The organism is Falsiroseomonas sp. (assembly GCF_051859025.1).
GTDB lineage: Bacteria > Pseudomonadota > Alphaproteobacteria > Acetobacterales > Acetobacteraceae > Falsiroseomonas.
In genome coordinates, this window is record NZ_JBHYGL010000012.1 from 240,470 (window position 1) to 263,479 (window position 23,010).

The window sequence follows — 23,010 nt, forward strand, 5'->3', positions numbered from 1 at the left end:
GCGGGCAAAAGCCCCTCAGCCTTCGCCCCGGCGCAGCCGCATCGCATAGGTGAAGCGCTCCGCCGGATGCCAGGAGCGGGAGAGCAGGAGCGTCGCGCCATCGGTGCCGAGGTAGCGGCGGAGGAAGCGCATGCCGACGGCGCGCGGCTTGCGCCCGAGCGCGGCGGCGACGGCGGCGGGCATGGGGGCGGCGGTGATCTCCTGCACCACCTCCGCGACCTCCACCCCGAAGCGGCTTTCGATCATGGCGTAGATGGCACCGCGTTCCGGCAGGGCGTTCGCGATGGTGGCGAAGCGGGGGTGGATCAGCACATCGGCGGTCGCGATCGGCGCGCCGTCCTGGCCGATGCGAAGCCCCTCCAGCGTCAGCCACTGCTCCCCGGCGTGGGCCGGCACGGCGGCGGCATCCTCCGGCGTCAGTGGCGCCATGCGGCGGCTGCGGATATCGAGGCGCGTGTCCGCTGCGTATTGGAACAGCGCCTCGATGCTGCGCATGGATTGCACGGTGCCGCTGGGCGCTTCGCGGGCCACGACCATGGTGCCGGCGCCCTGACGGCGCTCGACCAGCCCGGATTCGACCAGGCGGCGCAGCGCTTCGCGAATGGTGTGGCGCGACACACGGAGCGTTTCGCAGAGCTCGGCCTCGGTCGGCAGCAGCGTGCCGACCGCGTATTCGCCGCCGGCGATGGCTTCGCGCAGTTGCGCTTCGATCCGGGCATAGAGCGGCAATGCGACACGGTCAGCCACGCAACGAAGGCCCCATGCCCGAAACGCCTTCGCCAGCGCGCCTGCCCCTCATGCTGCCGTGTCCTCCCCCTGTAGCGGAAGGCTAGCCCTTCAGCTTTGTCCGGACAACGTCCGCGTCATCAGGACACCACGGGCAGGACATGGATGCCGTATTCGTGGCGCAGCGTGCGGCCGAGCACGGGGTCGTGCAGTTCCATCGCGAAGCGGCTGGAAGGGCGGATGCCGCCGATGGCACCGAGCGTCCCGCAGAACATGAGGCTGCCAGGCGGCAGCGCCGGGCCGCGGGCCATCAGGTCCCGCGGGTGGCGGAGCGCGACCAGGCGGCCCTGCTGGTAGAGCGTCTCCTCGCCATCGATGGTGGCGGTGGCGCGCATGTCCAGCGCATCCCAATGGGCTTCCACCTCCTCGAACCGCCAGAGCGTGGTGCCGACCGGCTTGCCGCAGAGTTGCTTCGACAGGGCGATCCCCGCGGCCTCCGCCTTGCGATCGGTGTGGTCCGACCCGATGCCGAGCCAGAGGCCATCCGCGAGGGAGAGCAGGATCGGCTCAACCTCTCCGGAACTGTCCGGGCCCAGCACCTCGAGCGTCGGGGCCTGGGTCAGGTTGGCGGCGGCGGCGCGGTAGTAGACGGGGACGGAGGAGGGAGGCGGGACACCGATCGCGGCAAGTTCCTCGATATGGTGACGCACCGCGGCTTCATCACGCCCGGCCCAGCCGGCGATGACGAGGCTCGTGACCTCCACCGCCACACGATCCATGCCGGCCGTGGCGATGCAGTCGAAGGTGAGCATGCGCATTCCTCAAGGCCCGACCGCGCGCGGCAGCCACAGCGCGATGTCGGGCACGATCATCATCAGCACGATGGCCAGGATGTAGACGGCGACGAAGGGCAGCACGCCGGCGAAGACATCGCCGATGGCGCCGCCATCCTTGCGAAGGCCCTGCAGCACGTAGAGCACCGTGCCGTCGGGCGGGCTGATAAGGGCGATTTCCACCAGCATGGTGACGACGACGCCGAACCAGATCGGATCGTAGCCGAGCGCCGTCACCACAGGGAAGATGACGGGGATGGTGGTGATGATCATGGAGAAGCCCTCCATGAAGGTCCCGAGCGCCAGGTAGAAGCCGATGATGAGCGCCATGATCGCCCAGGGCGGCAGCGGCAGGGCGGAGACGAGGCCCGCCATCATCTGCGGCACGCCCAGCATGGTGATGACGTAGTTCAGCACATAGGCGCCGAGCAGGATGAGGCCGATCATCGCCGTGTTGCGCGCCGTCGCCTCCGCGCTGGCATGCAGCATGCGGAAGGAGAAGCGGCGTTCGACGACCGCGATGCCGATGGCGGCCACCACGCCAAGCGCGGCGGATTCCGTTGGCGTGGCGAGCCCCGCATAGATGGTGCCAAGGACGATGAGGATGAGCGCGATGGTGGGAATAAGGCCCACCAGGCCGCGAATCTTCTCGCCCAACGGGATCACGGGGCCGGGCGGCGGCGCGGCGTTCTTCTTCAGCAGGATCACCGCGATGAACAGCCCCATCACCAGGATGGAGGGGCCGACCGCCGCCAGGTACAGCGCGCCGACGGAGGTTTCCGTGATCAGCGCGTAGATGATGAAGGTGATGCCGGGCGGGATCAGGTTGCCGAGCGCGCCGCCGGCGGCCAGGCTGCCCATCACCATCTTCGGGTCGTAGCCGCGACCCCTGAAGAAGGGCATGGCGACCGATCCCATCGTCGCCGCCGTGGCGACCGAGGAGCCCGAGATGGCGGAGAAGACGCCGGACGCCACGATGTTGGTATGGAGCAGGCCCCCCGGCATCCGGTTCAGCCAGAGGTTCAGCGCGCGGTACAGCCGTTCGGACAAGCCGGCCCGCAGCAGGATCTCCCCCATCAGCAGGAACAGCGGCACCGCCACCAGGACGAAGGAGGAGGAGGGGCCCCAGGCCGTCTGGCCCAGGAAGTTCCAGAAGGGACGATCGGAGAAGGCGAAGCCCGCCAGCAGGCCGAGCACGCCGAGCGCCGCGCCGACATAGATGCCCGCCGCGAAGAAGCCGCCAAAGACGCCGAGCAGCAGCAGCACCGCGCCCATGGGGATATCGACGCCGCCCCCGCTGCCGGTCAGCGACAGGCCGAGGAAAACGGCGAGCATCACCAGGATGAAGACGATGGCGATCATGACTTCGTCCCCAGCGTCGTGACGCCCAGTGCCTCAAGCGCCTCCTGCGCCTCCTCGTCATAGCCGCGGGAGGAGAGGTTGCGCTCCACCTGCTTCGCGTCGCCCAGGATGGCCAGCAGGAGATTCTCCACCAGCATGCAGACGATCAGCAGCAGGAACATGATCATGCCCGCCGCCCACAGCCCCTGCGGGATGGCGAGTGGCGTCCGCAGCAGGCTGATGTCGGTGGCGTTGAACAGCAGGCTTTCATCCACCAGATCCCAGGCGCCCTGGGCGATGAAGGCCATGAAGATGCCCAGCAGCAGCAGCGACAGCAGGTGCAGCCAGATGCGGATGCGCTGGGGCAGGCGGTTCACCAGCATGTCGATCCGCACATGGGACCGTTGCGTCAGCGTATGCGCCAGGCCCCAGGATAGACCGAAGGCCAGCATGTAGCCGGTGATCTCGGTCGTGGATTGCGTGCTGACGCGGAAGATCGACCGCGCCAGCACATCGAAGGTGATGAAGAAGGCGCAGAGCACGAAGCCCCAGCCGGCGACGAGCCCCATGCCATGGCCAAGGAAGCCGACCGCGCGGCGCAGGCCGGTCGCGGCCCGCAGCAGGCCGCCAGCGGCCCGCGGGATGAGAGGTGCGGGCCGCGACATGCTCAGCGCGCCTCGAAGCGCGTGCCGGAAATCGGCGCGACGATGCGGTTGTAGGTCTCACCGCAACCGGCGCCGCAGCGGCGGACGAAGGCGGGCAGCACGTTGTTCGCCAGGATGCCGCGCAGCGTCTCAAGATCCGCGGGCGTGGGGCGGGAGACGGTCATCGGCCGATTCTCCACCAGGCGGCCGATGGAGCAGTTGGCGCGATCGCCGATATTGCAGGCGATGCCGTCCTCGGATGCCGCGTCGCCGAGCTTCCACTGCTCGTCCTGGATCTTCGCGAAGGTGCTGGTGATGAGGTCGCGGGCCGGCGCGTCCAGGCGGTTCCACCAGGCGAGGTTGATGAAGTAGCCATAGGTCGACCAGGCGACGGGCAGCGCATACATATGCGTCGTTACTTCGTACCAGCGGGCACCATTGCCCGAACCGGTGCCGGTGATGGCGCAATCCGCCACGCCGCGTTCCAGCGCCGCATAGACTTCCGGGAAGCCGATGCCGACGGCCTGGCCACCGACGGCGGCGACGAAGTCGTTGATGCTGCCGCCACCGGTGCGGATGCGGCGGCCGCGCAGATCGGCCAGCGAATTGGCACGCTCACGGCAGAACAGCACCTGCGCGGGATAGGGCGCCATGGCGATGATGCGGACGCCGAAGCGTTCCAGGCCGCGATTCACCTCCGGCATCAGGGCTTCGGCCACCTGGCGTGCCTGGCCGATGGTGGGGTTGAGGCCGGCGAGGTCGACCATGTCCAGCAGCGGCACATCGCCGGCGACGGTGTTGAGCGGCACGGCGCCGATCTCGACCTGGCCGGAACGGACGAGGCGGATGATCTCCGGCCCGTTCAGGTTGCGCTCCGGCCAGGCGGCCAGGTTCACGCGGATGCGGCCATTGCTGGCGGCGGCCAGGCCATCGCGCAGCAGCGGGATGTCGACGCGCGTGTATTGCGGGATGGCGGGCGTGGGCTGAGTCACGGCCTGAATGTTGACTTGCGGCCCCTGCGCCAACGCGGCGCCGGCCGAAAGGCCGATGGCGAGCGCGGCGCCAAGCGCGGCGCGGCCCATCTGGACGATGCTGGTCATGATATTCCTGTTCTCCCTGTCGATGGTGGGCACTACAGCACGGCGAGGCTGCTGTTGCGGAGGTCCGTCACCAGCATGGCGCCGGGCGCGTGGGTGATGGCGAAGTCGGGTCTCGCCGCGGCGATCACGGCCTGGGGCGTGACGCCGCAGGCCCAGAAGACCGGGATCTCGTCGTCATCGACCTCGATGGCGTCGCCATAGTCGGGGCGCGAGAGATCCCTGATGCCGATGAGGCGGGGGTGGCCGATATGCACGGGTGCGCCATGCACGCCTGGGAAGCGGGTGGTGATCTGGATGGCGCGGATCGCATCGGCCGGCGCGAAGGGCCGCATGGAGACGACCATCGGCCCGGCGAAGGGGCCCGCCGGCGCGCAGGCGATGCTGGTGCGCCACATCGCGACGTTGCGGCCCTGCTCCACATGCCGCAGCGGGATGCCGTCCTCCATCAACGCGTGTTCGAAGGTGAAGGAGCAGCCGAGGACGAAGGCGACCAAATCGTCCCGCCAGACATGGTCGATGGAAGTGGGCTCCTCCACCAATTCGCCCTGCCGCCAGACGCGGTAGCGCGGCAGGTCGGTCCGAAGGTCGAGGTCGCGCCCGAGTTCCGGGATGTGCGGGCTGCCCGGTTCGCTCATGCCCAGCACCGGGCAGGGTTTCGGGTTGCGCTGGCAGAATCGGAGGAAATCGCCGGCCAGCGCCGCCGGCAGGATGGCGAGGTTCCCCTGCACGAAGCCGGGCGCGAGGGAGGAGGTATGCCCGGCCAGCCGCCCCGCGCGCGCCGCATGTCGGACGCCCACGGCATCCAGCGGCATCATGGGCGGCGATTGGTCCGGCATCGGGGCTCCTCGGGAAGCTGTCCGGACAAATCATGCCGGTCCTTGCGATAGGCGCCAATCGTGAATCCGAATGTTTTCCGATCACCTGCGCTTATCGGTGCCCGGCCTCCGTCGCGACCTCCACCGCCAGTTCCGCCAGGCGGCGCGCCAGCGCGTCATCGGGGCCAGAGGGCCAGGAGGCGGTGAAGGCGAGTTCAGGCGGCGCCAGGGTCGTCTCCACCAGGCGAAGCGTCCCCTCGGCCAACTCCCGCGCCACTACCGCGGGTGGAATGACGGAGAGCCCGATGCCGTCCAGCGTCATCCGCACGATGGTGGCCAGCGACGCATTGCCGAAGACGCGCGGCGCCGGGCCATCCGCGCTGCGCAGCGCGGCGGACAGCGCGATGGTGGGCGCCGTGCTGCGGGGATAGGTGATGATCGGCAGCGCCAGCACGGCATCCCGGTCCAGCGGCTCCGCCGGCAGGCCCAGCTTCGGGCTGGCGGCGAAGGCGAGGGGATAGCGGCACAACGGCAGGTTCGCCATCTCGGCTTCCACCAGCGGTCCCATCAGGAAGGCCAGGTCGATGGCGTGGCTGGCCAGGGCACCGCGAAGGGCGTGGGTGACATCCACCTCGATGTCGAGCGTGACGGCGGGATAGAGGGCGTGCGCGCGTTCGATGAAGCGGGCCAGCCAGGTGTGGACGATGGTCTCCGCCACGCCGAGTCGCAGCACGCCGCCGACCGCGCCGGGACCGGCGACCGCTTCCAGCATCTCCGTCCGCAGGCGCAACATGCGCTCCGCATAATCCAGCAGGCGGCGGCCCTGCGCGGTGGTCACGACGCCTCGTCCCGTGCCGGCAGGTGTGGTGCGACCGCCGCGTTCCAGCAGCCGCACGCCGAGTTCGGCCTCGAGCGCCGCGATGCGCTGGGACACGGCGGGCTGGGTCGTGTTCAGGCGATCCGCCGCGCCCCGGAAGGAACGCAGGCGGGCAACCCAGAAGAAGATCTCGAGGCTGCGGAGATCGGCCATGCGGGGCGCAGCCTGCGTCGTCGCTCAGGCCGAGTCGAGACGCCCCATCTCCTCCACCAGCCGCGCCGCCAATTGCCGGGCGGGCGCGGTGGCGGGGCGGTTGGCGGGCGCCAGCAGGCCGATCCGCAGCGCGTTGATGGCGGGGCTGTCGAAGGGGCGCCAGGCGACCTCGCCCCGCTCGATCTCCTCCAGGAAGCCGAGGCGCGTGAAGAAGGCGATGCCCATGTTGAGGCGGATGGCGGTCTTGAGCGCCTGGATGGAATTGGAGACCAGGCGCGGCCGCAGCCCGGACCGGAAGCGCGCGAAGCCGGCATCGACATCGGCGGAGCGGGGCAGGGGGCCGGCCTGGGCGAGGAAGGGATAGGGGGCCACATCCTCGAAGCTCACCTCCCGCTTCTGCCGCAGCGGGTGGTCGGACGGCATGACGACGCCGATGGGGGCGGGCACTTCATGTTCGAACCGCAGCGACGGCGGCGTGGGGCCGACGAAGGTGAAGCCGAGGTCGTAGCTGCCATCCGCCACCAGGCGCGGGACATCGGCGGGGTTGGCGGCGTCCAGCGCGTAGGTCACGGCGGGGAAATCGGCGCGGAAGCGGTCCAGCGCGCGGGGCAGGAAATCCACCAGCAGGCTGTCCACCGCCGTGATGCCGACATGCCCGGTGCGGGCGGCGCGCAGATCGTCGATGCGCGATCGGACGCGATCGAATTCCACCAGCGTGCCGACGACATGCTGCAGCAGCAATTCCCCCGCCGCCGTCAGCCGCATGCCACCGGGCAGGCGGTCGAACAGCGCGGTGCCGAGTTCCTCCTCCAGGTTCAGGATCTGGCGGTTGAGGGCGCTGGCGGAGACGTTGAGGGCGGCGGCGGCGCGACGTATCGAGCCGCGCTTCGCCGTCTCCCGGAAGTAGTTGAGTGCCGCGGCGTGCACGGTGCGGTCAGGCGCCTGACCAGACCGGCTTGCGCTTTTCCATGAAGGCCTTCACGCCCTCATCCTGATCCTTCGATTGCAACGCCTCGATCAGCGCAGGCAGGCGTGCCGCCTGGGCTTCCTGCGCGGTCAGATGCGCGGTGCGGCGGACGCTCTGCTTGATGGCACGGACTGAGAGCGGCGCGCAGGCCAGGATGCCTTCCAGCCAGCGATCCACCGCGGCATCCAGCCCATCCTGGGGCACGACCTCATTCACCAGGTGGAAGGCGAGGGCTTCGGCGGCGGTGATGCGGCGCCCCGTCAGCATCATGCCCATCGCCATGCGGTGCGGGATCTGGCGTTGCAGCAGCGCCATGCCGCCATCCAGCGGCAGACGGCCAAGGCGCGGTTCCGGCAGGCCCATGGTCGCACTCTCGGCCGCGACAATCAGGTCGCAGCCCAGCAGCATCTCGAACCCGCCGCCCAGCGCATGGCCGTTGACGCGGGCGATGACGGGGACATCGAGCGTGGTGCGCAGCGCGATGCCGCCGAAGCCGCCAGGCCTGGGCGCGGCCCAGTATTCAAGGCCCGTGACACCATCGCCGCCCTTCACGTCGGCTCCGGCGCAGAAGGCGCGCGTGCCGGCACCGGTCAGCACCACGGCGCGGATGTCGCGGCGGGTCTCGATCTCGGTCCAGATGCGCTGGAGTTCGGCCTCCGTCGCGCGATCCACCGCGTTCATCGCTTCCGGTCGGTTGAGCGTGACGCGGGCGATATGGTCCGCGACGTCGAAGATCACGCTCATTCCGCGGCGACGCCCTGGGCTACTTCGGCCTTCACCTCATCCGTATGCTTGCCGAGCCTGGCGGGCGGGATGCGCAGCGTCACCTTCGCGTCCGACATGTGGATGGGGGAGCCGACTAGGCGCATGGGTTCGATCTCGCCCGGGCCTTCCAGGATCATGTCGTTGATCCGCGCCTGCTCATCCTCCAGCGCCTCCGCCAGGCTGCGCACCGGCGCGCAGAGCAGGTCCTGCGCTTCGAGGCGCGCGAGCCAATAGGCGGTGGTGTTCGACTTGAAGCGGTCCCTGAAGATGGCCTGGAGCGCAGGCTTGTTGGCGACCTGGTCATCGAAACTCGCGAAGCGCGGATCGCGGCCGAGATGCTCGATCTCCAGCGCGGTCGAGATGTCGCCGAGCGGGTCGGCCTTGAAGGCGCCCACCATCACCAGCGCGCCATCGCTCGTCTCGAAGACGCCGGAAAGCGGCATGGCGCCCCAGTTGATCTCCTTGCCGCGCATCAGATGGGCAGCGCCTTCCTGCGTCTGCGCCGCCAGCATCGAATCGAGCAGCGAGACGGCAATGCGCTGGCCGCGGCCGGTCTTCTGCCGCTGAAGGATGGCCAGCAGGATGCCCTGCACCATATGCATCCCCGCGGAGTAGTCCGCGAAGGTGGTGGCGTGGACGTAGAGCGGCTGGTCCGCATTGGACCGCCGATGCATCACGCCCGACATCGCCTGCGCGAGCACATCCTGCCCGCCCTTGTGGGCATAGGGGCCTTCCAGGCCGAATCCCGTGCCGACGGCGTAGATGATGCGCGGATTGACCTTCGACAGATCCTCCCACCCGAAGCCCAGCCGTTCCATCACGCCGGCGCGGAAGTTGTTCACGACCACATCCGCGGTGCGGACCAGGTCCAGCACCACCTGGCGTTCCTCCGGCTTGCGAAGGTCCAGCACCGCACTGCGCTTGTTGCGGTTCAGCGAACAGAAGACCGGGCCGAGCGGGCCCGCGGGATCGGGGAAGGAGGTGCGGGAGAGGTCACCCTGCGGGCGTTCGATCTTGATGACGTCGGCGCCGAAATCGGCCAGCGTCTGCGTCGCGACCGGCCCCATCATCACCTGCGTGAAGTCGATGACGCGAATGCCGTCCAGCGGCAGGGGCGTGCTCATGCTGCCGTCTCCATGATCTTCGCATTGGCGGAGGGACGGTCGCCGGGATCGCCGCCCTGCGCCCGCACCGCGGCGCAGATGGCGGCCGGGGAGACGGCGCGCGGCGCGATGCCGCCCTGCACCGCCAGCGCCGCGGCCACGCCGGCGGATTGCCCCATCGCCATGCAGGGCGGAATCTCCCGCGACTGCTTTTGCGCGGATTCCGTGGCGGAGTAATGCCGGCCGGCAACGATCGCGCCATCCAGCCCCTTCGGCAGCATCGCGCGATAGGGCGTGTAGTAGTCCCGTCCGCGCGCGACGGTGTCGGCGAAATGGACGCGGTCCTGCACATCCTCCTTCGTCACAACGTATTCGCCTTGCAGCAGGCGCGTCTGCCGGATGCCAAGCTGCGGCGCGACATCGATGACGAAGCAGTTCTGGAAGCCGGGCATGTGGTCCCGCGCATATTGCACCAGGGCGTAGATGCGCTTGCGGCCCTCGAAATCCGCCTTGGACATGTCCTCCACCGACAGCCCGTCATAGCCAACGAGGTGCGGGCAGTTGCACCAGACGACGCCGGGCAGCGGCGTCTTCAGCCACCAGAAGTCCCAGGACCCGCCCATGATCTTCTTGGCCTGCTTGTCGAGGGCCGCATGGCGTTCCGGTTCCTCGAACTGCACACGCTCGGCTTCGTCCGTATCGACGCCGCCGAGGCGAAACACCGTCGTGACCATGTAGGCGCCATGGGTGAAGTCACCGCCCGCGGCGGCCACCACATCCAGGTCCCCGGTGGCGTCGATGACGACATCGCCCATGATGGCCTGGCGCCCGGCCTTGGTTTCGCAGATTACGCCCTTGATGGCGCCGTCCCGCACGATGGCGGAGGAGAACCAGGAATGCGTGCGCGTCTGCACGCCGGCCTCCGCCACCATCTCGTTCGAGATGCGCTTCCAGCCATCGGGGTCGAAGGTCGCGGCCATGACGATGGGGTGCGGGCGGACATGAGAGCGGAAGTCGAAGACACCCCAGCGAGCCCATTTCCGGTACATGGCCCAGTCGGTCACACGCTCCGCTTCCGGCGGATAGACGCAGGCGCCGACGCGCGCCATGCGGTCGATCATCTCCATGCAGATGCCGGTGGTGGTGACTTCCTGGCCGTTGTGCATGTCGTCCAGCACCAGGACCATGCCGCCGGATGCCAGGCCGCCGAGGTAAGGGTAGCGTTCCAGGAGGGTGACGGAGCACCCCATCCGCCGCGCCGCGACGGCGGCCGAGAAGCCGGCCGGCCCACCGCCCACGACGACGACATCCGACCGCGCGACAATGGTCGCCTCCCGCGGCGTCTCCTGCACGCGCTGCGTGTCCATGGCTGTTTCCTCTAGACGGGGTTGGCCGGCTGCCAGCGCACCACCAGGCGTTCCACGGCGATGATCACGCCGAAGAAGGCCACGGAGAAGGCGGAGCCGACGATGACGGTGGCGTAGAGCATCGCGCTGTCGAAATTGTACATGGACTGGATGATCAGCGCGCCGATGCCGGTAGTGGAGCCGATCCATTCGCCGACGATGGCGCCGATCACGGCGGTGGAGGCCGCGATCTTCAGTGCGGAGAACAGGTAGGGCAGCGAATTGCGCAGCCGAAGCTTGAAGAAGATCTCGCGCTCGCTGGCCGACAGCACGCGCATCAGCTCCATCGCCTGCGGGTTAACCGATTCCAGTCCGCGCACCATGTTCACCAGTGTGGGGAAGAAGCAGATCAGCGCGGCGATGGCGATCTTCGGTTCCATCCCGTTGCCCAGCAGTAGCACAAGGATCGGCGCCTTGGCGACGACGGGAATGGTGTTGATGAGGACGACGACCGGGAAGAAGGCTTCCTCCATCGTCTTCCGATGCACGAAGACGGTGGCGATGATGATGGCGACGATATTGCCGAGTATGAAGCCGACCAGCGCCTCGATCGCCGTCGGCACCAGGTTCGCCATCAGGATCGGCCATTTCGCGACGAGCGTGGTCGCGACCGCGACGGGCGAAGGCGCCACGAAGGGCGGCACTTCCAGGATATAGACCAGGCCCCACCACAGCAGCAGCATGAAGGCGATGCCCGCCACAGGAAGAAGGCGGCGCCGCCAGGCCAGCTTGCGCCGCGCGCGTTCATGCGCGGCCTCGGCTTCCTTCAGCCCGGGATCGTCCAGCAGGGTGTCGGCGGTGATGCTCAATGCCCCCTCCCCAGTGAATCCCGCAGGCCGGACACGATCGTGGTGAAGGCCGGCGTCTCGCGGATCGACAGGTCGCGATCCCGAGGCAGGTCCACGGAAACCAACGCGGCGTTGCGGCCGGGATTGGCGGCCAGCACCAGCACCTGCTCGCCGAGATAGACGGCCTCATAGACGGAGTGCGTGACAAAGAGGATTGTCGTCCCCGTCTCCTGCCACACGCGGCGCAGTTCCTCGTTCAGCCGGTCGCGCGTGATCTCATCGAGGGCGCCGAAGGGCTCATCCATCAGCAGCAGCCGCGGCCCGCCCAGCAGCGCACGCGCGATGGAGACGCGCTGGCGCATGCCGCCGGAGAGTTCGTGTGGGAAGCTGTTCTCCCACCCCTCCAGCCCGACCAGCTTCAGCAACTCCCGCGGCGTCGGCGCGCCTTTCGGCAGGTCCCGCCTGCCGCCGACTTCCAGTGGTAACTCCACATTCTGCAGCGCCGTCCGCCAGGGCAGCAGCGCGGCGTCCTGGAAGACGAAGCCCAGCGTCCGCGCCGCCCGCGCCGCCGCCGGCGCCATGCCGAAGACAGAGACATCGCCCGCGCTCGGCTTCACGAGGTCCGCCACCACGCGCAGCAGCGTGGATTTTCCGCAGCCGGATGGGCCGAGCAGGGAGAGGAAGCCGCCGGCCTCCACCGCCATGCTCACATCGCGCAGCGCGGTGACGGTGCGGCGGTCCGTGACGAACCGCACCGTCACGCCCCGGCATTCGACGGCGGCGGACACCCGGTCAGCCAATCAGCGGTCGGTTGCCGTTGGTAAGGCGCAGGATCTCCATGGTCATCACCTCCTCCAGCCGCGGCGTGCGGCGGGAGAACTGGCCGAGCTGCGCGTAGAGGTCGATCTGCTCACGCCACACATCGGGGTCCATGGTGCCCCAGCCCTCGGTCGCGGTCTTGGGGCCGAAGGCATAGGCCAGCATCACTTCAAGCGCCGCCAGTTCATCGGCGCGGTTGAGGTTGGGGAATTCCTTGAGCAGCAGGTCCACCGCCGCCGCGCGGTTGGCATGGGCATAGGCCCAGCCACGGCCGGAGGCGCGCAGGAACCGCGCCAGCATATCCGGACGCCGTTCCAGCGTCTGCGCCGTGGCATAGTAGGGCAGGGCGTAGAGCCTGACGCCCGTATCCCACAGTCGCATCACCACGGGATCCTGCACCACGCGCAGCGCGGTGGTGTTCGTCAGCCAGCCCGTGATGACATCGACCTGGCCCGTCATCAGCGGCCCCATGTCGGAGCCGATCGGGATGATGGTGACGTCGCGCTCCGCGATGTTGTTCTTGGCCAGCAGCGCACGCAGCAGGATCACGGCGGTGGATTGCGTGCCGATCTTCTTGCCGATGAGGTCACGCGGCTGGCGCACAGGGTTGCGGGCGCGGGAGATGTAGCTGAACGGATGCACCTGCGCACCGGCCGCGAAGCAGCGCACGGGAATGTCCTGCGACGATGCGAGCATCAGCGAGGGGGAGGAGGAGACCTGCCCGATCTCGAACCGCCCGGCCGCGACGACCGCAACGCCATCGATGTTCGGCCCGCCTGGCTGGATGCGCAGGTCGAGGCCCTCGGCCTCGTAGTAACCCATCTGCTTGGCGCAGACCTCGCCGATCTGGTTGCCGCCGGTGATCCAGCCAAGCTGGAGATTGATGACCGTGCGGCCTTGGGCTTCCGCCACATCGACCATCATCCCGGTGCCCGCCGCGGCGGCGGCCGAGGCCTTGAGCAACGTCCTGCGATCCAACGTCATGCCCAATCTCCATGATGCATGCCGCTGCTGGCCCCCTCGGCTGCGCGGTGCACAGGATTGTCATGCAAGCATGGTGCCGGGTGTGCGCAAAGCAGGATTTTTTCGGTCGAGCCGTGCGAATTATTCGAACGGGGCTTCGGGCTTGACCCCGGCAGTCCCCGCATGGCCGCATGCAGCATGGCCCTCCTCCTCACCCACGCCGCGATCCTCACCATGGATGCGCAGCACCGCGTCCTGCATGGCCAGGACATCAGGATCGAGGATGGGCGCATCGCCGCCATCGCGCCCGGATTGCCAGTGGTGGCGGGCGACACCGTCATCGAGTGCCGCCACGCGCTGGTCACGCCCGGCCTGGTCAACGTCCACACCCATGCCGCGACGGCGCTGTTCCGCGGCCTGGCGGAGGATCTGCCCCGGGAGTTCTGGGCCGGCGCCTACCGCGTGCCCGGGCAGGAGCGCTTCACGGAGGGCGACTACGCCTTGTCGCTGCGCGCCGCCTGTGCGGAGTTCCTGCTGAACGGCGTCACCTGCATCGCGGACAGGTTGGCCGGCATGGATCGCTTGGCGCCGGTGATCGAGGCATCGGGAATGCGCGCCGTGGTCGGCAGCACGCTTACCGATGCGCGCGAAGCGGATGCCTGGGCGGAGACCGACCGACTGATGGAGCGCTTCGGCGCCGATCCCGCCCGATCCCGCATCACGACCGCCATCGCGCCGCATGCGCTGGACAGTTGTTCGGATGCGCTGCTGGCGCAGGTGGCGCGGCGTGCGGAGCGTGAGGACGCCCGCGTGGTGCTGCATGTCGCGCAATCCGCGCCGGAAGTGGCGGCCGTGCACGCGCGCGGGCATTCAGGTGCGCTGGCCTGCCTCAGGCGTGCGGGACTGGCAACCTCACGCACGGTCGCCGCGCATGCGATCTACCTGGATGAGTCGGAGATCGATGGCTGGTGCGAGGATGGCATCGCCATCGCGCATTGCCCCGCCAGCAACCTGAAGATCGAGGCGCGGACGATCCCCCTGCATCGCTATGTCGGCCGCGTGCCGGTCGGACTCGGCACGGATTGGACGGCCAGCGACAATGCGATGGACATGATCTGGGAAGCGCGCCTGGCCGCGCTGGTCGGCAAGCAATCCGCGGGCGATCCCACCTCGCTGCCCGTGGCCACCATGCTTCGGATGATGACGGTGGAAGGTGCCCGCGTGCTCGGCATGGACCACGTCATCGGCAGCGTGGAGGTCGGCAAGCGCGCGGACCTCGTCACCTGGAACCTGAACCGGCTGGAGATGGCGCCCGCGCATGACCTCGGCGCGAACCTTCTCTATTCGGCCTCGCCGCGCAGCGTGCGCGACGTGATGGTGGATGGCACCGTGCTGGTTCGCGATGGACGCCTGGTGCGGGAGGAGGAGGCCGCGCTGGTCGCCACGATGCGCCGCGCAGGATGGACCGATCTGCCTGCCTGATGGGCGTCCTTGCCTCCAGAGCGCGCAGCCAGGTGTGCCGATCCTGGCGCTAACTGCGCCGCGGCAGTGGCACGGGGGTTGCTGCGTCCTGCCGGCATGAGGACGCATGACCATGAGGCCTGAAGGCGCGGCCATCACCGCGGGGCTGTTCCACATCGCGGTGAAGACGAACGATCTGGCGCAGACCGTCGCCTTCTACACGCGCATCATCGGATTGCTCGAGGTGAAGCGGCCGGATTTCGGCTATCCCGGCGCCTGGCTCGGCGTGCCGCTGCCCGGCGGCGCGGCCATCCTGCATGTGTACGCCGGCGGGCCCGCGCTGGGGGCGGAGGGTCGCGCGCCCGTCGGCACCGGCGCCATCGACCATGTCTCCCTCACCTGCCACGGCTACCACGCCTTCATCGCGCGCTTCCGCGCGGCGGGGCTGGATTGGCGGGAGTTCCTCGTGCCGGGCACGAGCCTCTGGCAGTTGTTCGTGCATGATCCTTCCGGGGTGCAACTGGAACTGACCTTCGAGGGCAAGGCGGAAACCGGGCCGATGCCGGACATGTCCGACCACCGCCGCTACGTCGCCGGCACGAATTTCCACGACACCGCCACCTATCCGAAACTCGCGTGAGGATCCGCCCATGATCAGCCGCCGTCCGCTCCTGCTGGCCGCACTGGCCGCGCCGACCATCGCCCATGCGCAGGCGCCGGATCGCGTCCGCGTCGCGGTGTTCAACGTCTCCTCCGCGCTGCCCTATTATGTCGCGGTGGAGCGTGGGTTCTTCGCGGCCAACGGCATCGAGGCCAGCGCCGTTCCCTTGCAGGCCGCGCCGCTGATCGTGCAGTCCATGATCTCGGGCGATGTGGAGGCCGCATCCAACCTGGTGACGCTGGAAGGCGCCAACATCAATGCGCGACGCGCCAACACCGCCATCTACATCGCGCTGAACGGCCAGAACGCGCAGTACCAGATGGAGCAGTTCGTGGTGCGCAGCGGGAGCACCGCGCAGTCGATCCGGGACCTGAAGGGTGCGCGCATCCTCTCCGCCCCTGGGCCGGCCAATATCTCCGCCGCCCGTGCCGTGCTGGCGGCCAACGGGCTGCAGGAAGGGCGGGACTACACGATCCAGGAACAGCAGATGGGCGTGCATGTTGGCGCGCTCGCCGCCGGCACCTTCGATGCCGCCTACACGCTGGAACCCGTCGCCACCATCGCGGAACGCGCCGGCGCCGCAAGGCGGCTGGAGACGGGTGTGATCGCGACGCATCTCCTCGGCCGGCGCGATGCGCAGGCCTGGGCGGCGGGCGCGGCGCTGACTGGCAAGTTCATCACGGAAAAGCCCGCCGCCGCGCAGCGCTTCGCCGCCGCCTGGGCGCGCGCCTGCGCGCTGATCGCCGCCGACCCCACCGCCGTGCGCCCGCTGCTGGTGCAGCACATGCAGACCTCCGCCGAACTGGCGCCGACCATCCCGCTGGTGAATTTCCGCATGGTCAAGGATATGACGGCGGAGGAGATCGCGGATTTCCAGAAATTCGTGGACCTGGCGGTGGCGCAGGGCGTGGTACGCGACCGGATCGAGGTGCGATCCTTCCTCCGCGCGCTGTGAGCATCCCCCCGCGGGAGACCGCGATCTCCGTCCGCGGCCTCCGCAAGGCCTTCGGCGGGCAGCCCGTCTATTCGGGCTTCGACCTGGATGTGCGTCGCGGCGACATCCTCGCGATCTTCGGGCCGAATGGCTGCGGGAAATCCACACTGATCAACATGGCGGCGGGGCTGCTGCCGATGGATGGCGGCACGATCCTGTATGACGGCCGCGACGTCGCCGATGTGCGCGTCGGCTACGTCTTCCAGAACTACCGGGAGGCATTGTTTCCGTGGCGCCGCGCCGCCGACAACATCCGCTATCCCCTGCGCCTTATGCGCCTGCCGAAGGCGGAAATCGATCGCCGCGTGGATCGCCTGGCTGCCAGTTTCCGCGTCCGCTTCGACCTGAACCGCTACCCCTACGAATTGTCCGGCGGGCAGCAGCAGTTGGTCTCCATCATGCGTGCGCTGGCGGTGGAGCCGGAGGTGCTGTTCCTCGATGAGCCCTTCTCCGCACTCGACTACGAGACGACGCTGTCGCTGCGCGACCTGTTGCAGGAAGTGCTGAAGGAGATCGGCGTCACGACGCTGCTCGTCTCCCATGACCTGGAGGAATCGATCGTGCTGGCGGATCGCCTGCTGATGCTGACCAGGCGGCCGACGATGGTGGCGGATGACGTGCCGGTGACGCTACCCTGGCCAAGGGGCACGGCGGCCCTTTCCTCGCCGGATTTCGTCGCCATCAAGGCGCGATGCCTTGATGTCTTCCAGGCAGCGGTCGCGGCATGAAGACCTTCACCGCGCCGATCGCCGGCGCCATCGGCTTCATCCTGCTTTGGCAACTCGCCGTCTGGCTGCGCGTCGCCGACCCCATCCTGCTGCCGCCGCCGGCCGAGGCCTTCCGCGACACCTGGGCGGCGCTGGCGCGCGGCACGCTGGCGCTGGACACCTGGCGCACGGTGCAGCGGACCATGCTGTCCTTCCTCATCGCGACGGCCATCGGCGTGCCGCTCGGCGTGGCGCTGGGGGCGAAGGAGAGTGTCTATCGCAGCGTCGAGTTCGTGGTGGATTTCTTCCGCTCTACGCCAGCCTCCGCCATGTTTCCGCTGTTCATCGTGCTGTTCGGGCCCGGCGAATCCACCAAGATCGCGGTCGCGGCCTTCGGCGCGGCGCTCGTCATCCTGTTCAACGCGGCCTATGGCGTCATGAATGCGCGGCGCACCCGGGTGCTGGCGGCGCGGATCATGGGCGCTTCCGGCCCGCGCATCATGGCGGATGTGCTGGTGTGGGAGGCACTGCCCCAGATCCTGGTCGGCATGCGCGCCGGCGTATCGCTCGCGCTGGTGATCGTGGTGGTGGCGGAGATGTTCATCGGCTCCACCGACGGCCTCGGCCACCGCGTCATCAACGCGCAGATGCTGTTCGAGAGCGGGCTGATGTACGGCACCATCTTCGTGGCCGGCGCGCTGGGCTATGCGCTCAACCTGCTGTTCCTGGTCATCGAGAAGCGCTTCGTTCACTGGGCCGGAAGGTAGCGCCTAGGCGACGTCGCGATAGAGCTGCCGCAGCTTGTCCATGAAGGGCGCCTGCATCTTGGCACGGGTGCCTGCCACCACGTCGCAGGGCGGCACCAGCGTGTCGCTGGCTTCCCAGGAGAAGTCGCTGACGAATTTCACGCGGGGGTCGCGGAGCGCCGCGATCTCCGCCACCGTCCCGCCACGCTTCAGCACCACGCCGGCCACGACGCCGCATTCCACCGCTTGCGTCGCGCCCTGGCCAAGGGTGGGCACCATGGCTTGTGCGGAATCGCCCAGGAACAGCGCCCGGCCATCGGCGGCGTACCGCTTAACGGGGGAGGTTGCACTGCGCGCCCAGTGGATTTCCGGCAGATGTCGTTCGATCTTGCCCAGCATCCACTCGACGGCCGGGCAGGGCGTGCCGCCCTCCGGCGTGAACAGCGCGCGCTGTGCCTCCGCGGTCTTCATGCCCTCGGGGATCGTCTCCGACCCGTTCAGCGGGAAGGTGCCAGCGATATAGACGGCGCCGCCGGGCACGCGGAAGGACAGCAGCCGCGCATTGCCGTTGAACCACTGCCCGTAATCGTCATACGGGCAATCCGCGGCATCCGTCACCAGCAGGCGCCAGATGCAGACGCCGAGCAGCGTGCTCTCCGGCTCCCCTACCGTCAGCGCGCGCAGCCGGCTGTAGCGTCCATCGCCACCCACCAGCAGGTCGAAAGCGCCGTCGCGGACCAGGCCAGCCGGCGTGCGGAAGACCGGCACCAGGCGGCCGGCGGCGTCTTCTTCCAGCGCTTCCAGCACATGCGCGTTCCGTGTGCAGCCTGAAGCGGGCACGCGCAGCAGGCGGTAGAGTTCGGACCAGCGGATGCGCACGCCCGGCTCCTCCGCGACATCCAGCATGTCCAGGTCGAACAGGCGGGTGCCGTCCGTCAGATCAACGAACCAGCGGTGCCAGGGGAGGGACGCTTCGCGCAGCGCGGCGTGGCGCGCGGGCATGTGCAGGCGCAGCGCCTTCAACGCATTCGGGCCGATGTTGAGGCCCGTGCCCGCTTCCGCATGATCCCCGGGCGCCACGCGTTCGAAGGCCGCCACCTCGATGCCCGGGGCGTCGAGCAGCGCCTCCGCCAGCAGGCTGCCCGCGACGCCAGTGCCGATGATGCCGATGCGCATGGAAAGTGTCCGCCAGTTCCGCGTGGGCCCTGCAAAGCCCGCGCCACATGACCTATGCTTTAGCGATGCCGAGCCTCTCGATCCACCGTCTCCCCATGGCCCATCCGGGCGACCTCTCCGCGCTGGCGGGGCTGATCGCCGCCGGCACCATTCGCGCCGGCGATGTCCGCGCCGTGATCGGCAAGACGGAGGGCAATGGCGGCCTCAACGATTTTACCAGAGGCTTCTTCACGCAGTCGCTGATGCTGCTGCTGGCGCGGCAGACGGGTGAGGCGCCGGAAGCGTTGGCCTCGCGCATACCCTGCGTGCTGTCCGGCGGGACGGAGGGCGCGCTTTCCCCTCACTACATGGTTTTCGCCGTGGCGGGCGACCGCGGCGGCGAATCGGGCCTGGCGCTGGGCAGTGCCTTCAGCCCGCTGACACCGGCGGGCGAGATCGGCCGCGTTGCGCAGATCGAGGCCGTGGCCGCCGCCGTCCGCGCCGCCATGGCCGATGCAGGCATCACGCGGGCCGAGGATGTCGCGCTCGTCCAGGTCAAGGCGCCCTGCGCGCTGGCACCGGGGCCGGAGGCGCGCAGCACCGATCCGCGCGTGCTGATGGCGCTGTCCCGCGCGGCTGCGGCTTTCGGCGCCGGCATCGCGATCGGCGACATCGCGCCGGAGGCCGGCACCGAAGCCGGGCTGCTGCGGGATGTGCAGCATTATTCCAACCGCGTCAGCATCTCCTCCGGCATCGAGGTGGTGTGCAACGAGGTGGTGGTCTTCGGCCGCGCCGCAGGCTGGACGCCGGGCATCAGGGCGGGGGTTGCGCCGATGCGGGACCTGCTCGACCTCGGCGGCGTCATCGCTGCCTGCCGTGCGGCGGGGCTGGATGCCGCGCCCTCCGTCACGGACCCGGCGCGCGTATTGGGCGTGATCGCGAAGGGGGAGCCCGACAAGGCCGGGCATATCCGCGGCGCGCGCCACACCATGCTGGGCGATACGGATATCGATGCGCAGCGGCATCTGCGCGGCGCGTTGGGCGCGATCGTCGCCGCCGTCACAGGGGATGGCCAGGTCTTCGTCAGTGGCGGGGCGGAGCATCAGGGGCCGCCGGGTGGTGGCCTCGTCTGCGTCTTCGCCAGGGAATAGGGGCCACCGCGAGCGGCGGCCCCCATCGGTTTCAGCGGATCGCGTCCATCACGGCATGCGTCCAGGCATTGGTGGGTGCCCGGCTGATCACCGGTGATTCGCCGCCGGAAGACAGCAGCGTCTGCACCGTGCGCTCGTAATCCGCCGGCGCCAAGCGGCCGCCGCCCTCGGCGTCCAGCAGGCGGGCGATCTCGCCCATCATGCGGCGCTGGTGCGCGATGGTCTGCGCGCCGGAGGCATCGTTATCCAGCACGATCTGCGCCGCGGCATCGGGGTTCTGCCGCGCCCAGTCCCAGCCCTGCATGGAAGCGCGGACGAAGCGGGCCATGCGCGCGACGAAGGCTGCGTCCGTCAGGCGGCTTTCGAGGACGTAGAGACCGTCCTCCAGCGTCGCCACGCCCTGTTCCTCATACCGGAAGACCTGAAGCTGTTCCGGCCGGAAGCCGCCATCGATGACCTGCCAGTATTCATTGTAGGTCATGGTGGAGACGCAATCGGCCTGGCGCTGCAGCAGCGGGTCCACGTTGAAGCCCTGGCGCAGCACCCGCACGCCCTGCGGCGTGCCATTCGTCGGGTAGCCGAGGCGCGACATCCAGGCGAGGAAGGGATATTCGTTGCCAGAGAACCAGACGCCGAGCGTCTTGCCGCGCAGGTCCGCGGGGGTGCGGATTCCCGTCTCCGCCCGGCAGGTCAGCATCATGCCGGATCGCTTGAAGGGCTGGGCGATGTTCACCAGCGGCACGCCGCGTTCGCGGCTGGCCAGCGCGGCCGGCATCCATTCCACGATCACGTCGGCGCGGTTGCCCGCGATGACCTGCGGCGGCGCGATGTCCGGCCCGCCCGGCGCGATCCGCACATCGAGGTTGGCGGCGCGGTAGAAGCCGCGGGCCTGGGCGACGTAGTAGCCCGCGAACTGCGCCTGCGTGACCCATTTCAGCTGCAGGTTCACCCGTTCGACCGGCTGCGCCTGCGCCGCGGCACCACCCGCCAGCATCCCCAAGCCCATCAGCCCGCCGATCACGGCGCGCCGCATCGATCCCATCACCATCCCTGTCTCTCCTTCATTGTCAGCCGCGAACGGAGGGGTGCCAGAAGGTCACCCGCCGTTCGATCAGCGCCATGGCGCCGTAGAATGCCGAACCCACCACCGCCGCGACAACGATTTCCGCCCAGACCATGTCGAGGGCGAGCCGCGCGGCTTCCGTCGTGATGCGGAAGCCCATGCCGGTGGTTGGGGATCCGAAGAACTCCGCCACGATGGCGCCGATCAGCGCCAGGGGCGCGTTCACCTTCAGCGCCGTGAAGATGAAGGGCAGCGCGGCCGGGAGGCGCAGCAGCAGCAGCGTCTGGCCATGGCCGGCGGCGTAGCTGCGCATCAGGTCGCGCTCCAGCGCGCCGGCGGCGGCCAGGCCGGCGACCGTGTTCACCAGCATGGGGAAGAAGGTCATGGCGACGACGACGGCGGCCTTGGACTGCCAGTCGAAGCCGAACCACATGACCATGATGGGCGCGATCCCCACCACCGGCAGCGCCGCGACCAGATTGCCGATGGGCAGCAGCCCGCGACGCAGGAAGGGGACGCGGTCCGCCAGCAGCGCCAGCAGGAAGCCCGCCCCGCAGCCGATGGCGTAGCCCGCCAGCACGGCCTTGAGGAAGGTCTGCACGAAATCCTGCCAGAGCAGGTGCGAACCGCTCACCATCCGCACGGCGATGGCGGAGGGCGCGGGCATCAGCGCCATCGGCACCTCGAACCCCACCACCAGCACTTCCCACAGCGCGAGGATCGTGGCCCCGAAGGCCAGCGGCGCCGCCATCGCCTGCCAGCCCTGACCCGGCAGGTCACCGAGCCGCTTCACCAGCCAGGCCGCCAGCATGGCCGTGGCGGTAATGCCGAACCACGCCAGGCCGCCTGGCGCGCCCGGGGCATGCACGCCCTTGATGGCCAGCGCGAAGCCCAGCAGGACCACGGTGGCCAGCAGCCCCGTCTTCATGCCCGTGCCCCCATGCGCCGCGCCACCAGGCGCTCCGCCAGGCCGAGCAGCCCGACCAGGGAGGCGGAGACAATGGCCGCGACCGTCAGCGCCGACCAGATCTGCAAGGTCTGCCCGAAATAGGACCCCGCCAGCAGCCGCGCGCCGAGGCCAGCCTGCGCGCCCGTCGGCAGTTCCGCGACGATGGCGCCGACGACGGCGGCCGCCACGGCCACCTTCAACCCGGCAAAGAGGTAGGGGAGTGAGGTCGGCACGCGCAGCGTCCAGAACACCTGCGCCGGCGTCGCGGAATAGGTGCGCAGCAGGTCCCGCGCCAGCGCGTCCGGCGCCGCCAGCCCCTTCACCATGCCGATGGCGACGGGGAAGAAGCAGAGATAGGCGCTGATGATCGCCTTCGGCATCAGCCCCGTCATGCCGAGTGCGCCCAGCGCCACGATAACGATCGGCGCCAGCGCCAGAACCGGCACGGCCTGGGATGCGATGATCCAGGGCATCAGGCTGCGTTCCAGCGCCCGCACATGGATGATGGCGACGGCCAGCAGCACGCCGGCCAGCGACCCCAGCCCGAAGCCCGCGAGCGCCGCGGACAGCGTGACCATCGCGTGGTTCACCAGGCTGCGGGGCGATGTGATGGGCGGGCCTGTGAGGCTGTTCCAGGTCTCCACCACCACCTGGTGCGGTGCCGGCAGCAGGGGCCTGGCATGGGACAGCGTCAGCGACACCATCGTCGCGAAGTCCGGCGCGTTGCCCGCCCGCGCCTGCATGTCCCACACCACCTGCCAGTTCAGCCAGATGGCGCCGAGGTACCACAGCACCACGATCCCCGCGGAGACGGTGAGCACCG

The 23,010-nt window shown here is 69.1% G+C and carries 24 protein-coding genes; 6 read left to right on the plus strand and 18 right to left on the minus strand.

All coding sequences use genetic code 11. The annotated features are described in order from the left end of the window. Nucleotides 1–15: 15 nt before the first annotated feature. The 14 genes from ACTIE5_RS13285 to ACTIE5_RS13350 all read right to left on the minus strand — a co-directional run bounded on the left by ACTIE5_RS13285 (nucleotide 16) and on the right by ACTIE5_RS13350 (nucleotide 13,321). Nucleotides 16–747 (minus strand): GntR family transcriptional regulator, encoded by a 732-nt coding sequence (locus ACTIE5_RS13285; RefSeq protein WP_439550180.1) that lies wholly within the window; start codon nucleotides 745–747, stop codon nucleotides 16–18. 119 nt (nucleotides 748–866) lie between these two features. Beyond that, nucleotides 867–1,538 carry a DUF2848 domain-containing protein gene (locus tag ACTIE5_RS13290; RefSeq protein WP_439550181.1) on the minus strand — a complete coding sequence of 224 codons (672 nt, stop codon included), beginning with the start codon at nucleotides 1,536–1,538 and terminating at the stop codon, nucleotides 867–869. 9 nt (nucleotides 1,539–1,547) lie between these two features. Continuing rightward, nucleotides 1,548–2,921: a TRAP transporter large permease gene (locus ACTIE5_RS13295; protein ID WP_439550182.1), complete on the minus strand. Its 1,374-nt coding sequence runs from the start codon at nucleotides 2,919–2,921 to the stop codon at nucleotides 1,548–1,550. Continuing rightward, nucleotides 2,918–3,565, minus strand: a complete 648-nt coding sequence (locus ACTIE5_RS13300) for a TRAP transporter small permease subunit (RefSeq protein ID WP_439550183.1) — start codon at nucleotides 3,563–3,565, stop codon at nucleotides 2,918–2,920. Before ACTIE5_RS13300 ends, ACTIE5_RS13295 begins: the two co-directional genes overlap by 4 nt. Nucleotides 3,566–3,567: 2 nt before the next feature. Then, nucleotides 3,568–4,644 carry a TRAP transporter substrate-binding protein gene (locus tag ACTIE5_RS13305; RefSeq protein ID WP_439550184.1) on the minus strand — a complete coding sequence of 359 codons (1,077 nt, stop codon included), beginning with the start codon at nucleotides 4,642–4,644 and terminating at the stop codon, nucleotides 3,568–3,570. A 32-nt stretch (nucleotides 4,645–4,676) separates the two neighbouring features. Then, nucleotides 4,677–5,480: a putative hydro-lyase gene (locus ACTIE5_RS13310; RefSeq protein ID WP_439550185.1), complete on the minus strand. Its 804-nt coding sequence runs from the start codon at nucleotides 5,478–5,480 to the stop codon at nucleotides 4,677–4,679. A 91-nt stretch (nucleotides 5,481–5,571) separates the two neighbouring features. Beyond that, nucleotides 5,572–6,489, minus strand: a complete 918-nt coding sequence (locus ACTIE5_RS13315) for a LysR family transcriptional regulator (RefSeq protein WP_439550186.1) — start codon at nucleotides 6,487–6,489, stop codon at nucleotides 5,572–5,574. Nucleotides 6,490–6,513: 24 nt separating this feature from the next. After that, entirely contained in the window at nucleotides 6,514–7,416 is a 903-nt protein-coding gene (locus ACTIE5_RS13320; RefSeq protein WP_439550187.1) for a LysR family transcriptional regulator, read from the minus strand. A gap of 7 nt (nucleotides 7,417–7,423) precedes the next feature. Further along, on the minus strand, nucleotides 7,424–8,194 hold the full coding sequence (locus ACTIE5_RS13325; protein ID WP_439550188.1) for an enoyl-CoA hydratase-related protein: 771 nt from the start codon (nucleotides 8,192–8,194) through the stop codon (nucleotides 7,424–7,426). Between the two features lie 2 nt (nucleotides 8,195–8,196). Next, entirely contained in the window at nucleotides 8,197–9,345 is a 1,149-nt protein-coding gene (locus tag ACTIE5_RS13330) for a CaiB/BaiF CoA transferase family protein (RefSeq protein ID WP_439550189.1), read from the minus strand. Further along, nucleotides 9,342–10,691, minus strand: a complete 1,350-nt coding sequence (locus ACTIE5_RS13335) for an FAD-dependent oxidoreductase (protein WP_439550190.1) — start codon at nucleotides 10,689–10,691, stop codon at nucleotides 9,342–9,344. The genes ACTIE5_RS13330 and ACTIE5_RS13335 overlap by 4 nt, the downstream gene beginning before the upstream one ends. Before the next feature lie 11 nt (nucleotides 10,692–10,702). After that, nucleotides 10,703–11,539 carry an ABC transporter permease gene (locus tag ACTIE5_RS13340; RefSeq protein ID WP_439550191.1) on the minus strand — a complete coding sequence of 279 codons (837 nt, stop codon included), beginning with the start codon at nucleotides 11,537–11,539 and terminating at the stop codon, nucleotides 10,703–10,705. Continuing rightward, nucleotides 11,536–12,318 (minus strand): ABC transporter ATP-binding protein, encoded by a 783-nt coding sequence (locus tag ACTIE5_RS13345; protein WP_439550192.1) that lies wholly within the window; start codon nucleotides 12,316–12,318, stop codon nucleotides 11,536–11,538. The genes ACTIE5_RS13340 and ACTIE5_RS13345 overlap by 4 nt, the downstream gene beginning before the upstream one ends. Further along, a complete protein-coding gene (locus ACTIE5_RS13350; protein WP_439550193.1) occupies nucleotides 12,311–13,321 on the minus strand; it encodes an ABC transporter substrate-binding protein in 1,011 nt (336 codons plus the stop codon). Before ACTIE5_RS13350 ends, ACTIE5_RS13345 begins: the two co-directional genes overlap by 8 nt. 177 nt (nucleotides 13,322–13,498) lie before the next feature. On the opposite strand from ACTIE5_RS13350, the gene ACTIE5_RS13355 reads away from it, so the two are divergent. The 5 genes from ACTIE5_RS13355 (at nucleotide 13,499) to ACTIE5_RS13375 (ending at nucleotide 17,890) form a co-directional block, all read left to right on the plus strand. Beyond that, nucleotides 13,499–14,782 (plus strand): amidohydrolase family protein, encoded by a 1,284-nt coding sequence (locus ACTIE5_RS13355; protein WP_439550194.1) that lies wholly within the window; start codon nucleotides 13,499–13,501, stop codon nucleotides 14,780–14,782. A gap of 106 nt (nucleotides 14,783–14,888) precedes the next feature. Continuing rightward, nucleotides 14,889–15,401 carry a VOC family protein gene (locus ACTIE5_RS13360; protein ID WP_439550195.1) on the plus strand — a complete coding sequence of 171 codons (513 nt, stop codon included), beginning with the start codon at nucleotides 14,889–14,891 and terminating at the stop codon, nucleotides 15,399–15,401. Nucleotides 15,402–15,411: 10 nt separating this feature from the next. Then, the gene (locus tag ACTIE5_RS13365; protein ID WP_439550196.1) at nucleotides 15,412–16,377 is read left to right on the plus strand and encodes an ABC transporter substrate-binding protein; all 966 of its coding nucleotides are present in this window, start codon (nucleotides 15,412–15,414) and stop codon (nucleotides 16,375–16,377) included. Continuing rightward, a complete protein-coding gene (locus ACTIE5_RS13370; protein WP_439550197.1) occupies nucleotides 16,374–17,144 on the plus strand; it encodes an ABC transporter ATP-binding protein in 771 nt (256 codons plus the stop codon). Before ACTIE5_RS13365 ends, ACTIE5_RS13370 begins: the two co-directional genes overlap by 4 nt. Further along, nucleotides 17,141–17,890, plus strand: coding sequence for an ABC transporter permease (locus tag ACTIE5_RS13375; RefSeq protein WP_439550198.1), 750 nt, complete (start codon nucleotides 17,141–17,143; stop codon nucleotides 17,888–17,890). Before ACTIE5_RS13370 ends, ACTIE5_RS13375 begins: the two co-directional genes overlap by 4 nt. Before the next feature lie 3 nt (nucleotides 17,891–17,893). On the opposite strand, the gene ACTIE5_RS13380 is transcribed toward ACTIE5_RS13375, so the two are convergent. After that, the gene (locus ACTIE5_RS13380) at nucleotides 17,894–19,045 is read right to left on the minus strand and encodes an FAD-dependent oxidoreductase (protein ID WP_439550199.1); all 1,152 of its coding nucleotides are present in this window, start codon (nucleotides 19,043–19,045) and stop codon (nucleotides 17,894–17,896) included. A 47-nt stretch (nucleotides 19,046–19,092) separates the two neighbouring features. Here ACTIE5_RS13380 and ACTIE5_RS13385 point away from each other — a divergent pair, with 47 nt between their 5' ends. Continuing rightward, on the plus strand, nucleotides 19,093–20,175 hold the full coding sequence (locus tag ACTIE5_RS13385; RefSeq protein ID WP_439550200.1) for a ring-opening amidohydrolase: 1,083 nt from the start codon (nucleotides 19,093–19,095) through the stop codon (nucleotides 20,173–20,175). Nucleotides 20,176–20,206: 31 nt separating this feature from the next. On the opposite strand, the gene ACTIE5_RS13390 is transcribed toward ACTIE5_RS13385, so the two are convergent. The 3 genes from ACTIE5_RS13390 to ACTIE5_RS13400 are packed head-to-tail and all read right to left on the minus strand — an operon-like array spanning nucleotide 20,207 to nucleotide 23,008. Continuing rightward, nucleotides 20,207–21,223 carry an ABC transporter substrate-binding protein gene (locus tag ACTIE5_RS13390; protein ID WP_439550201.1) on the minus strand — a complete coding sequence of 339 codons (1,017 nt, stop codon included), beginning with the start codon at nucleotides 21,221–21,223 and terminating at the stop codon, nucleotides 20,207–20,209. Nucleotides 21,224–21,242: 19 nt separating this feature from the next. Next, nucleotides 21,243–22,166: an ABC transporter permease gene (locus ACTIE5_RS13395; protein ID WP_439550202.1), complete on the minus strand. Its 924-nt coding sequence runs from the start codon at nucleotides 22,164–22,166 to the stop codon at nucleotides 21,243–21,245. Then, complete coding sequence (locus tag ACTIE5_RS13400; RefSeq protein ID WP_439550203.1) at nucleotides 22,163–23,008, minus strand: ABC transporter permease; 846 nt, start codon at nucleotides 23,006–23,008, stop codon at nucleotides 22,163–22,165. Before ACTIE5_RS13400 ends, ACTIE5_RS13395 begins: the two co-directional genes overlap by 4 nt. Between the last annotated feature and the right edge of the window lie 2 nt (nucleotides 23,009–23,010).